At 69.9% G+C, this 11,526-nt stretch carries 12 protein-coding genes and 1 tRNA gene; 5 read left to right on the top strand and 8 right to left on the bottom strand.

Annotated features, from left to right (window positions below):
- Positions 1 to 626, bottom strand: a 626-nt coding sequence (locus tag KF737_RS22125) for a septal ring lytic transglycosylase RlpA family protein (protein WP_296460647.1), incomplete at its 3' end; no start/stop codon positions are given.
- A gap of 108 nt (positions 627 to 734) precedes the next feature.
- On the opposite strand from KF737_RS22125, the gene KF737_RS22120 reads away from it, so the two are divergent.
- Positions 735 to 824: transfer RNA gene (locus KF737_RS22120), tRNA-Ser, on the top strand.
- Positions 825 to 843: 19 nt separating this feature from the next.
- Here KF737_RS22120 and KF737_RS22115 read toward each other — a convergent pair.
- From KF737_RS22115 to KF737_RS22105, 3 genes are all read right to left on the bottom strand, one after another.
- Positions 844 to 2,088, bottom strand: coding sequence for a PEPxxWA-CTERM sorting domain-containing protein (locus tag KF737_RS22115; protein WP_296460644.1), 1,245 nt, complete (start codon positions 2,086 to 2,088; stop codon positions 844 to 846).
- A gap of 371 nt (positions 2,089 to 2,459) precedes the next feature.
- Positions 2,460 to 2,984: a TadE/TadG family type IV pilus assembly protein gene (locus tag KF737_RS22110; protein WP_296460640.1), complete on the bottom strand. Its 525-nt coding sequence runs from the start codon at positions 2,982 to 2,984 to the stop codon at positions 2,460 to 2,462.
- Positions 2,981 to 3,487, bottom strand: a complete 507-nt coding sequence (locus KF737_RS22105) for a TadE/TadG family type IV pilus assembly protein (protein ID WP_296460637.1) — start codon at positions 3,485 to 3,487, stop codon at positions 2,981 to 2,983. The genes KF737_RS22110 and KF737_RS22105 overlap by 4 nt, the downstream gene beginning before the upstream one ends.
- 142 nt (positions 3,488 to 3,629) lie before the next feature.
- Here KF737_RS22105 and KF737_RS22100 point away from each other — a divergent pair, with 142 nt between their 5' ends.
- A complete protein-coding gene (locus KF737_RS22100; protein ID WP_296460634.1) occupies positions 3,630 to 5,192 on the top strand; it encodes a pilus assembly protein TadG-related protein in 1,563 nt (520 codons plus the stop codon).
- Positions 5,193 to 5,265: 73 nt separating this feature from the next.
- Here the strand turns inward: KF737_RS22100 and KF737_RS22095 are convergent, their stop codons facing one another.
- Positions 5,266 to 5,817, bottom strand: coding sequence for an MOSC domain-containing protein (locus tag KF737_RS22095; RefSeq protein ID WP_296460630.1), 552 nt, complete (start codon positions 5,815 to 5,817; stop codon positions 5,266 to 5,268).
- Positions 5,818 to 5,907: 90 nt separating this feature from the next.
- Between KF737_RS22095 and KF737_RS22090 the strand changes: the two genes are divergently transcribed.
- The gene (locus tag KF737_RS22090) at positions 5,908 to 6,174 is read left to right on the top strand and encodes a sulfurtransferase TusA family protein (RefSeq protein WP_296460628.1); all 267 of its coding nucleotides are present in this window, start codon (positions 5,908 to 5,910) and stop codon (positions 6,172 to 6,174) included.
- 226 nt (positions 6,175 to 6,400) lie between these two features.
- On the opposite strand, the gene KF737_RS22085 is transcribed toward KF737_RS22090, so the two are convergent.
- The 3 genes from KF737_RS22085 to KF737_RS22075 form a co-directional block, all read right to left on the bottom strand.
- Entirely contained in the window at positions 6,401 to 7,333 is a 933-nt protein-coding gene (locus KF737_RS22085) for a YihY/virulence factor BrkB family protein (protein WP_296460625.1), read from the bottom strand.
- Between the two features lie 231 nt (positions 7,334 to 7,564).
- A complete protein-coding gene (locus tag KF737_RS22080; RefSeq protein WP_296460622.1) occupies positions 7,565 to 8,677 on the bottom strand; it encodes a CaiB/BaiF CoA-transferase family protein in 1,113 nt (370 codons plus the stop codon).
- A gap of 67 nt (positions 8,678 to 8,744) precedes the next feature.
- On the bottom strand, positions 8,745 to 9,503 hold the full coding sequence (locus KF737_RS22075; RefSeq protein ID WP_296460620.1) for an SDR family NAD(P)-dependent oxidoreductase: 759 nt from the start codon (positions 9,501 to 9,503) through the stop codon (positions 8,745 to 8,747).
- A gap of 121 nt (positions 9,504 to 9,624) precedes the next feature.
- On the opposite strand from KF737_RS22075, the gene KF737_RS22070 reads away from it, so the two are divergent.
- Together KF737_RS22070 and KF737_RS22065 are read left to right on the top strand one after the other, a co-directional pair.
- Positions 9,625 to 10,956, top strand: coding sequence for a diguanylate cyclase (locus tag KF737_RS22070; RefSeq protein WP_296460615.1), 1,332 nt, complete (start codon positions 9,625 to 9,627; stop codon positions 10,954 to 10,956).
- A complete protein-coding gene (locus KF737_RS22065) occupies positions 10,956 to 11,477 on the top strand; it encodes a CcdC protein domain-containing protein (RefSeq protein ID WP_296460612.1) in 522 nt (173 codons plus the stop codon). Before KF737_RS22070 ends, KF737_RS22065 begins: the two co-directional genes overlap by 1 nt.
- The last annotated feature ends 49 nt before the right edge of the window (positions 11,478 to 11,526 follow it).

Raw genomic sequence — 11,526 nt, 5'->3', positions numbered from 1 at the left:
CCCGACGAGGCGACGGCGGCGGTGGCCGCGGCCGGCGCGAAGCCGTTCGACGCCAGCCGCGTCGGCAGCGACCTGCCGTCCGCGACGCGGTAGCCGTCGGCAGGGCCCAGCAGCGGCGCGGGGCCGACATAGCGGACGCGCACGTTGGCCAGGCCCGCGCGGTCCATGCCGAGCTGCCGGGCCGCCTCGCGGCTGAGGTCGATGATGCGGTTGTCGACGAACGGGCCGCGGTCGTTCACCCGCACGACGAGCTTGCGGCCGTTGTCCAGATTGGTCACCTCGACCATCGACGGCAGCGGCAGCGTCGTATGCGCCGCCGAGACGGTGTTCATGTCGAAGGTCTCGCCGTTGGCGGTGGCCTTCAGGTGGAAGGCGTCGCCGTACCACGACGCCACGCCGACCTGGTCGTAGTCGGGCTGCTCGCGCGGCACGTACCAGATCCCGCCCACCTGGTAGGGCTTGCCGATCTTGCGCTCGCCGCCCGCGCCCGCCGGCAGGCCCGCCTGCGCGCCGGTCGCGCGGCTGGGATACCGTGGCTCCATCGTGGCGCACGCCGCCAGCGACGCCCCCGCCAGCAGCACCAGGGACAGCCGGGCGGACGCGCCCAGGGCTCGGGAAGATTGCATGATCGGCCTCCGACTCGCCCGCGATGGTCGGCCACGGTTCCTTGCGACACGGTTAACCGAACCTTGCGGTGGAGGCCGCGCGCCCTTCCCTGCTATAGCCCCCGCGCCGGACGGGTGGCCGAGTGGTTTAAGGCAGCGGTCTTGAAAACCGCCGTGGGTTCACGCCCACCGTGGGTTCGAATCCCACCCCGTCCGCCAGAGCGTTGGTGGAGATAAGTCAGCGCTGGACTGCCGGCATCCTTGTCAGCACCGCTCGCCGCGAACCTTCCCGGCGTCGCAGACCTGCGCCCATGCAACCGAAGCCCAGCAGCATGAACGCCCAGGTCGCGGGCTCTGGGACCGCCGCGGTGGGCGCCAGCACGAAGCCAAACGTCATGTTGCCCCCGAAGGTCATCGTGCCGATGATCCACCCGTTGTTGTTGATCCCGTCCGCGGACAACAGCTCCCAGCCGGCGAACTCGGCGGGCAGATCGACCAGTGAGTTGAGGTCGATCATCGCGCCGTCCCGGTACAGGAACGCGTGCTGGCGCCCCGTCAGGTCGTAGCTTGATGAGCCGACGACATGGCCCAGGTCGTTGATGCCGAAACCGTAGCTCTGCGATCCCCCAAGCGTGCCCAGATCATCCGAGGCCTGGAGCGGTCCCGTCCCCGTGTGCAGGAACGCGCGGCGCCCGAAGTCCGCGTCGGAGAATCCGACGATCGCGCCGGACTGGTTGACGCCCATCGCTGCGCTGTTCGCATTCTCGTAGCTGGACAGCGTTCCGAGGTCGTGCATCGCCCCGTCGTACGCGAACGCGCGGTTCAGCGGCTGGCCGGACATGTAGACGGAGGTGTCAGCCTGGCCAACCACCAACCCCGCGTCATTGATCGCGTTGGCGGACGAACGGGGGCCGCCCAGCGTGCCCAGGCCGCTGAGTGGCGTGATCTCGCCGTCGGGCGCCGTGGCGAAGGCCACCGCCGTCACGCCGCTGGCGCCCACGACGACATTGTGATTGTTGATCGCGGCCGGTTGGGCGAATTCGCCGGGTTGGACGGCGCCGAGGAAATCGGCCTCCTGAAGCAGGCCGGAGCCGGAGTAGTTGAATGCGCCGCTCGGAAGGACAGGGCCGCCAGGCTGGGAGCCGCCCGTGAAGCCCGTGATCACGCCCAGGTCGTTGATCCCCGTGGCCATGGCCTGTGCGTAGCCGCTGCCGAACGAGGCGCTGAAATCGGTCGCGATCCCGTCCTTCCATACGGTCGCCGTGAGCACCTGAGGGACGCCGAAGTAGCTGTCGTAGAAGGTGGAGCCGACGGCGACATTCGCATTGTTGATGTCGCGCCAGATGCTGGGTCCGGCATATACCAAGGTATAGCTGGCTGCGCTGGCTGCGCCCGCGACGAGCGACAAGGCGAGGCCCGCAGCGATTGATTTACCCACAAGTGCTCGCCCGGTCGCGCGCACAAACGCCTTCGCACTCAACATACGCCCCGATCCTCGACCCAGTAGCCGGGTGCAGCCCCATCTCGGGGCCGCATTGGCGACAGCCCGTAGCGCGTTGTGATCAGGCGCCTCGGTCCCATCCGTCGGATATGGGCGCATAGCGGAAGCATGTACGCAAGAAGGGCTTGACCGGTTTGCTTGGAACGGTCGCAGCGTCATCGACGACCTTCACCGATCCAGTCCGCGATCGTCCGGGCCTCCACGCCTTTGACAGGTTCGAACGCCAGCATCGCCGCGACAGCGTCCTCAGGCGTCTGGGCTGGGCGTCCGGCAAGGGCGGAGCGGCGGTTGGGCGGCCTCAACTCGGCAAGCGCAGCACCGTCGGGTTCGCTCCAGTCGACGAGCCCGCCGCGTCAGGTCTCCGTGCGGTCCACCTTCGCCGACAGGCGCGGCCGCGCGTAGGCCTTGCGCGTGATGCGGATCCGGTCGGGGAGGAAGAGGCCGAAGGTGGGCGTGTAGTCGTAGATGACGTCGGCGATCACGACGCTCTCGCTGGCCGCCAGGTAGCCGTTCGGGATCGACGGGCCGGCCGTGCCGTTCCAGTCGCGCTTCTGCGTCCAGTCGGTGGCCGCCGTGCCCGCGCTGTTCGCGCTCATGCTCGAGACCCGCTGCTGGAGGCTCTGGCGCGGGAACGGATAGATCATCGCGGTCGACGCCGCGAGGATGTCGTCCAGCTGGGCGGCCGTGACGGTGCGGCTCTGGGCGGTGATGTCGGCCATGGTGGCGGCGATGTGGGCGACCTGCCGCTGGACGATATAGGCCTGCACGCCCTCGCCCGCGGCGACGTTCAGCACGAAGATCATCGGGAAGATCAGCGCGAACTCGATGGCCGCGGCGCCCTTGCGGTCGGCGGCGGCCCGGCGGAGGAACCGGATCATTGGTAGGGCTCGTTCTTGAAGGCGGTCCGCGAGGCGATGGTCACCTGCATCGGACCGTCCCGGTTGAAGGCGGTCGCCAGGAACGGCGTCATCAGCGGCCAGCGGTAGTTGGCCTTGACCAGCACGATGTCGCCCGGCCCGCCCTTGTTGAACTCGCCGGCCGGCTGGGCGGCGGCCACCTGGTTGGCGTCGTAGAACTTCGGGAACCTCTGGACGCTGACGGTCAGGCGGCTCAGGCACGAGCCGACGGCGCCGCCCATGTTGTCGCAGATCTGGTTCTTGAAGCTGGCGGCGCTGGTCGGGCCGTCGTCGCGGCCGGTGCGGATGCGCCGCGCCGACTCGACCACGGCGTTGTCGAGCGCCGACGACATCATGCCCAGCATCCCGATCTCGATCAGCGAGAACAGGGAGAAGAAGAGCAACGGCGCGACCAGGGCGAACTCGATCGCCGTGGCGCCGCCCTCGTCGCGGCTGAAGCGCAGCTTTTGGCGGACCTGCGGCATGGCCCGTCTTTTCCCAGATGTCGGGAAACGGGCCGTGGAGATTTAGAGTCAACCCAAGTTAACGGTCCGGGGTAAGGCGCGATTACCCGTCCGGCGGCTATCGGTTGAGCGAGTTCAAATCAGCCTCGTCAGGATGGATGGGATGCGCAGGTCAAGCTTCGCCGGGCTCCGGCGGCTGGTCCGTGACAAGCGCGGCAACGTGGCGATCGTGGCGGCCCTCTCCATGGGCCCCATCTGCGTGGCGGGCCTCGGCGCCATCGACCTGGCGCGCGGCACGAGCGCCAAGTCGCAGTTGCAGGACGCCCTGGACGCCGCCGCCCTGGGCGCCGCGCGCAGCAGCGCCACGACCGACGCCGAGCTGAAGGTGGTCGGCGACCGCTTCCTGAACCAGAACCTGAAGCTCGGCAGCGACTTCCGCCTGGCCCAGTCGTCCTTCACGTTCGGGGCGAACGGCCGCGTGGTGGCGAGCGCCCGCGTCGACGTGACGCCCTTCATCGCCGGCATCCTCAACGACGGCGCCATGCACATCGGCGCCTCGAGCGAGGTGGTCCGCGCGGAGATGAAGGTCGAGATCGCCCTGGTGCTCGACAACACCGGCTCGATGAACGAGGGCAGCAAGCTCGCCGACCTCAAGAAGGCGGCCAAGGACTTCGTCACCAAGATGGAGGAAGCCGCCCAGAAGTCGAGCGAGGCGGACGCCGTGCGGATCTCGCTGGTGCCGTTCTCGAACACCGTGCGCCTGGACGGCACGACCTACCGCAACTCGGTCTGGATCGATCAGAACGGCGCCTCGCCGATCAACGACCAGATCTTCACGACGTCGAGCGGCACGCAGCACGCCAACCGCTTCACGCTGCTCAGCAACCTCAACACCACCTGGCGGGGCTGCGTCGAGATGCGCAAGCCACCCTACGACGTCCAGGACACGGCGCCCGCCACCGGCAATCCGGTGACGCTCTACACGCCGTTCTTCGCCGTCGACGAGCCGGATTCGAAGACGACGGGCTATGGCGAGGACTACGAGAACGACTACGTCGCCGACGGCACGACGAACTCCAACTGGCGGGTCCGCCAGGGGATGATCACCAAGTACTCCGGCTCGAAGAAGGGCACGCTGTCCACGACGTTCGGGCCGAACAGGGGCTGCGAGCTGCAGAAGCTCATGCGCCTGACCACCGACTACAGCGGCCTGCGCACGGCGATCACCAACCTGAACGCCGCGGGCAACACGAACATCCCGATCGGCCTGATGTGGGGCTGGAACACGCTGACGCCCTGGGCGCCGTTCTCGGACGGCGTCGCCTACGGCAAGGACAAGTACAAGAAGATCATCATCCTGATGACCGATGGCGAGAACACGATGGACTCGCGCGACACGCCCAACAACGGCACCTACGCCGGCACGGCCTACATCTGGCAGGGGCGCGTGCTGAAGGCCAACGGGACGCCCCTGGCCCAGGGCGCCAGCAACGCCGACAGGACGGCGGCGCTGGACTCCCGCCTGTCGCTGCTCTGCGAGAACATCAAGGCCAAGGACGTCGACATCTACACGGTCCGCGTCGAGGTCAAATCGGGCACGTCGAGCCTGCTCAAGAACTGCGCGACGGCCGCCGACTACTTCTACGACGTCAAGTCCTCGACCAGCCTCACCGCGGTCTTCCAGAGCATCGCCGGGCAGATCGCCGCCCTGCACCTGTCCCGCTAGGGCGCGTTCATCCCCTGAACGCCGGCGACGGCGGCAGGGCGGCGGTCTCCAGCCCGCCGTCCTGCTCGCTATTTCAGACGGGCTTCAGGGGCCGGTGCGGACCGGGCGGCGGCTCGACGACGATGGAGTCGCTCGCCCGCACCTCCCCGCCCTCCAGCACGACGGCCATGACGCCGGCCTTGCGGACGGGCTCGCCCTGCGGACCGCGGCCGAGGCAGGCGGCCATCAGGCCTTGCTGCAGGGCTTCGAGCTGAAGGCAGGGGTTGCGCAGGCCCGTCACCTCGACGACCGCGCTGTCGCCCAGGCGCAGGCGGGCGCCCTCCGGGAGGCCGAGCAGGTCGACGCCACGGGTGGTGATGTTCTCGCCCATCAGGCCGGGGGTGACGTGGAACCCCTGCGGCGCGAGCTCATCGTGCAATTCGGCGTGCAGCAGGTGGACCTGGCGCAGGTTCGGCAGGCCGGGATTGGACCGCGCGCGGCTGCGGTGCTTCACCCGCTCGCCATAGTGCGCGTCGCCCTCGACGCCGCGGCCCGCGACGAGGCGTATCGAGAGCTGGTTCACCTTGTCGACTCCATGGCTGCCTTTGCGGCTCACGGCGACGACGGTGGCGGTATCCGGGTTCATCTTCCCCAGACCCTAGACTGCGCCGGACCGCCGGGTCATCCGCCGTGCCCGGACGTGGGCAGGACGGCGCGCGTGGTGTAAGGCCGCGCCATGGGTTCGGACGAGATCCTCGTCGATGCGCGCGGCCACCGCTGCCCGGTGCCGACGCTACGCCTGCGCCGCGCGCTGGAGCGGGCGCCGGCGGGCGCGCGCGTGCGCCTCCTGGCGGACGATCCCATGGCCCGGATCGACGTGCCGCACTTCGCCGGCCAGGTCGGGGCGGCGGTCGTCGAACAGTCGGACGACAGCGGCGCGCTGAGCTTCCTCGTCGCGAAGCCCCAGCACCCACTCGGCGACCCGGACAAGAAGTTGCGCTGAGCCCGCGAACCTCCTGCGCGCCGCAGGCGCCCTGATTCCAACCACGAAGATCACCAAGACCACGAAGGGTCGGAAAGGCGCGTCGCCCTCAGCTCACCCCGAGGCGCCTTCGTGCTCTTGGTGATCTTCGTGGTTGAATCAAAACGGCGCTGGCGCGCCAACGCTGCTCGAAGGCTCGCGCCCCCCGATCAGGGCCAGTTCCCGTTCGCCTGGCCTTGTCGGGCGCCTAGTCGGGCGCCTGCAGCCCGCCCATCTCCGACGCCAGCGGCAGGCGGCGGCGATGCAGCGCCAGTTCCACCTCGGTGGCCAGCGCGCCGCCGAAGAAGACGGCGTTCACGTTCCAGCTCAGCCAGATCAGGAAGATCACCACGGTGGCGATGGAGCCGTAGGTCGCGCCCAGGGCCGCGATCTGCTCGACGTAGATGCCGAGCCCCCAGGACGCGAAGATGCACAGCGCCGAGGCGGCCGCCCCGCCGATGAACGAGGCCCGCCAGTCCACCGGGTCGCGCGACATCGCCCAGCGGTAGATGAGCGCCATGGCGAGCGCCATGCCGGCGCTGGCCCAGGTCCATTCGCTGTAGAGCCAGAGGACGCCGCGCAGGGGGCGCAGGTCCAGCGTCTCGCCCAGGATCCGGAACGCGAAGAAGACCACCGAGAGCAGCCCCAGGGCCCCGAGCGCGGCGAACAGCACCGCCAGCGCCAGCAGGTTGAAGCTGAGGAAGCCGCGCTGCCGTTGCTCGTCGTGGATGAACGACAGGCCGGCCAGCAGCGCCTTGAACCCGCGATGGCTGGCGTAGCCGCCCACCAGCAGCGCGATGGTGCTCTGGGTGGAGACGGTGTCGATGGGCGCGCGCGAGAGCCGCATCAGTTCTCCCTGGAAAATCACCTGGGCCGCCTGCGGCATCACCCGCGCGAGCTGTTCGCCCTGCTCGGCCACCCGCGCCGGGTCGGACAGCATGCTGTAGAGGCCCATCACGATGGCGATGGCCGGGAAGATGGCCAGCATCACGAAGAACGAGACGCCGCCCGTGTAGAGCATCACGTCGCGGCCCCACATGCGTGACAGCGCCTTGCCGAGCACCACCAGGACCACGCGCGCCGCGTGGATCGGGTCCAGGTCCCGCGCGCGAAGGCGACGGATCATCTCGATCGGGGTCATGGCCGCGCCGTTATCGGTCGACTCGGGATCCGGCAAGTGCAGGACCCCGATGATAACGGCGCGCCACCCGGGTTAGTAGGTGGCGCGCCGCCGATGGGCGTGTCGTTCCATCCGGACCGTGCGCCGCTTCGAGGGACGGGAGAGCGCGACGACCGATCCGAGCGACAGGATGCCGGCGGGCGGCTGAACCCAATCTGAACGGCGCTTTCAGGTACGCCCCGGCCTGCGGCGTCAGGCCAGGGCGGCGATCTCCGCGTCGGAGAAGCCCCAGTCCCTGAGTGCCGCCTCGGTGTGGGCGCCGATCGCGGGCGGCGGGCCCTGGATCCTTCCCGGGGTCGCCGAGAAGCGCGGCGCGGGCGCCGGCTGGACGACGCCGGACACCTCGACGAAGGTCTCCCGGGCCTTGTTGTGCGGATGCTTCGGCGCCTCGTCGAGGTCGAGCACGGGGCCGAAGCAGACGTCGGTCCCGCCCATGATCTCGGACCACTCGTCGCGGGTCTTCGTCCTGATGACGCCGGCCAGCTTCTCGCGCAGGTCGGGCCAGATCGCCCGGTCGTGCTGGCGCTGGAAGTCCGGGTCGTCGATGCCGGTCTTCTCCAGCAGGAGCGCGTAGAACTGCGGCTCGATGGAGCCGATCGAGATCCACTTGCCGTCGAGGCACTCGTAGGTGTCGTAGAAGTGCGCGCCGCCGTCGAGCATGTTGGCGCGGCGCTCCTCCTTCAGGATGCCGGCCGCCTTCATGCCGTAGAACATGGACATCAGGCTGGCCGCGCCGTCGCTCATCGCCACGTCCACCACCTGGCCCTTGCCGGTCTCGCGCGCCTGGATGACGCCGGCCAGCAGGCCGAAGGCGAGATAGAGCGCCCCGCCGCCGAAGTCGCCCACCAGGTTCAGCGGGGGCACGGGCTTGTCCTTCGTGCCGATGGCGTGCAGCGCGCCGGTGATGGCGATGTAGTTCATGTCGTGGCCGGCGGCCTGGCTGTAGGGGCCGGTCTGGCCCCAGCCGGTCATGCGGCCGTAGACGATCTTCGGGTTGCGCTTCAGCACCACGTCCGGCCCGAGGCCCAGGCGCTCCATGACGCCGGGCCGGAAGCCCTCGAACAGCACGTCGGCCTGCTCGACCAGCTTCAGGCACGCCTCGATGGCGGCGGGCGACTTCAGGTCCAGCGCGATGGAGCGGCGGCCGCGGCCGGTGACGTCGGTGGGCGAGCCGCGGCCCGGGCCCTTGCGGTCGATCCGGACCACGTCGGCGCCCAGGTCGCTGAGCAGCATGCCGCAGAACGGGCCCGGCCCGATGCCGGCGAATTCCACGATCTTGAGGCCGGTGAGCGGACCCTGGCGCATGCGCGTATCTCCCTGGACTTTGCGGCGATCTAAGCGCCTTGCCGCCCGGTCAGCCAACCGTTTCGGGTCAGCCGCCGCCGGGCAGCGACTGGCCGTCGTCGATGGTGATGATCGAGCCGGTGATGGCGCTGGCGGCCGGCCCCACCAGCATCAGGAACGCCGCGTCGAGGTCCGAGGCGTCCATCAGCCGGCGCCGCGGGAAGCCCTTGAGCTGCTTCTGGCCGCCCTCGGTCGGCCACCAGAAGTTGTTGATGCCGGTCTCGATGTAGCCGGGGCACAGCGCATTGACGGCGATCCCGGGCCGCGCCCATTCCCGCGCCATCGACTTCGTCAGCATCGCCACCGCCGCCTTGGACCCGCAGTAGGCCGAGAGCCCCGGCAGGACGGTGTGGCTGGCGATCGAGGCGATGTTCAGGATCCGCCCCTGGATCTTCGCCGCCATCATCCGTTTCGCCGCCTCGCGCGCCGCGAAGAACGTCCCGCGCACGTTCACGGCGAAGGTCTGGTCGAAGGCCTCGAGCGAGATGTCGAGGGCGAGGCCCTCCCCGCCCACGCCGGCGTTGTTGACCAGGATGCCGACCGGCCCCAGGTCGCCGGCCACCCGGTCCAGCGCCGGCCCGATCGTCTCGGCCTCCGCCACGTCGAGGGGCAGCGCCAGCGCCTTCGCCCCGCCGGCCCGCAGTTCGGCCGCCAGCGACTCGATCCTGTCGACGCGCCGCGCCGTGATCGCCACCGCCGCGCCGTGCTTGGCGAGGAGTCGCGCGAAATGCTCGCCCAGACCACCGCTTGCGCCCGTGACGACGGCCACCTGTCCGTTCAGATCCACAGCGAATTCCCCCTCAACGTGCGACAACTAACCCTTCCGCAACCTGCGATCGGGTATGGGACAACCTTCCGGCCCTCTGATTCCGCACTTAAACAGAACGGGGCTGATGTTGGACGGGGATATGACGGCAGGGGTCCAAGCGCGAGTTCTGATCGTCGCGCGAGACGACGCCACGGCGGGCCCGCTCGCCGAGGGCCTGGACCGGCTGGGCTGGCGCACGATCACGGCGCGCAGCGAGACCGCGGCTTGCCTCGCGCTTTCCGACCTGCAGATCCAGGCGGCGATCGTCGACCTTGCGGCCTTCGACGGCGAGATCGAGGGCCTGGCCGGGCGCCTGCGCGCCGCCTGTGCGCCCCGCCGCCTGCCCGTCATGGCCATGGGCGCGCCCGATCCGTTCCAGAAGGAGCGCGGCCTCGACCTCGTGCTGGCGAGCCCGCTGCATCCCGCCCAGGCGGCGATGCGGCTGGAGACGCTGGTCCGCACCGCCGTGGCCGAGGAGGAGTTCGAGGTCCGCATCGAGACGTTCGCCGAGCGCGGCCACGTGCTCGACGCCCCGGAAAACGACCCCTCGCCCTACCGGGTGCTGGCCATCGGCGAACCGGCGCCGCAGTTCCTGGCGCTGTCGAACGCCCTGCAGCGCAACGGCGCCGAGGTGGTCGGGGCGTTCACCGCCTTCACCGCCTTCGACTACCTGCACGAGAAGCCGTTCGACGCCGTGGTCCTGTGGGCCGGCGACAACCCGCACGAGGCGCTCTCGATCGCGGCGGGCCTGCGCCGCAACACGCGCCTCTACCACACGCCCGCCCTGCTCTACATGCGGGCCGACTCCGCCGTGACGGCGTCCGAGGCCTATCACCGCGGCATCTCCGACGTGGCCTCGCCCGAGACGCCGGAGAACGAGACCGCGCTGCGCGTCGTCGAGCTGGCCCGCGCCTATCGCCGACAGAAGTCCGTCCGCAACGCCCTCGACCAGGCCCGCAGCTCGGGCCTGATGGACGCCGCCACCGGCCTCTTCACCCGCGACCTGTTCGCGAGCCACGTCATGCGCCTCGCCAGGAGCGCCAGGGATCGCAACCGGCCGCTCAGCGTCTGCATGCTGAAGGTCTCCGAGAAGGCCGACCTGAAGGCCCCGCGCGCCGGCGGCTGGGTGGCCCGCGCCGTGCCGCAGATCGGCTCGATGATCGGCCGCCTCGTGCGCGTGGAGGACACCGCCGCGCGCCTCGCGCCCGAGGTCTTCGCGCTGGCGCTGCCGGCCACGCCGCTCGCCGCGGCCCGCGCGGCGGGCGAGCGGATCGCCGCCGTCATCGGCTGCACGGCCTTCGAGGCCGGCCAGGGCGCCACGCCCTTCGTCGTCGAGTTCGACCTGGGGATCGCGGAAGTGGCGTCTCCCGAAAACGTGGGTTACGCCTTGGAGCAGGCGGCCGCGATGGCCGCGACTCTCAAGGCGAGCTGATGGCTCAAATCCCTGCGGGCGGCGGAGCGCCGGCCTACCTCACCTACCTGATCCCCCTCGTGGTGATCGGGATCGTCATCCTGCGGAATTCGCGCGAACGCCGCATCCGCATCGAGCGCCTCTGGATCGCGCCGGCGATCATCATGCTCATGACCATCGTGGCGTTCAGCGCCAACCCGCCGCCGGGCCCGGTCGGCCTCGGGCTGGACCTCGCCGCGGTGTGCGTCGGCGGGCTCCTCGGCTGGTGGCGCGCGCGGGCCTCGACCTTCACCATCGATCCCGCGACCCACGTGATCACCAGCAAGGTGTCGCCGTGGGGCATGCTGCTGATCCTGGGCATCTTCGCCCTGCGCTACGTGCTGCGCAGCGTCATGGCCGGCGGCGCAGCCTCGGCCATGCACGTGACCGCCGCCGAGCTGACCGACAGCTTCCTGCTGCTCGCCGTGGGCGTCGTCTCGGCCCAGCGGATCGAGTGGCTGATCCGGGCCCGCAAGCTCCTGGCCGAGGCGCGCGCCGCCTGACCGGCGCCAACCCACATTCAGCGGCGTTTCGCGCACACCCCGGAACTCC

Source organism: Phenylobacterium sp. (genome assembly GCF_019636135.1).
In the GTDB taxonomy this organism is placed as follows: domain Bacteria; phylum Pseudomonadota; class Alphaproteobacteria; order Caulobacterales; family Caulobacteraceae; genus Phenylobacterium.
This window is presented reverse-complemented; position numbering and strand designations above follow the sequence as displayed.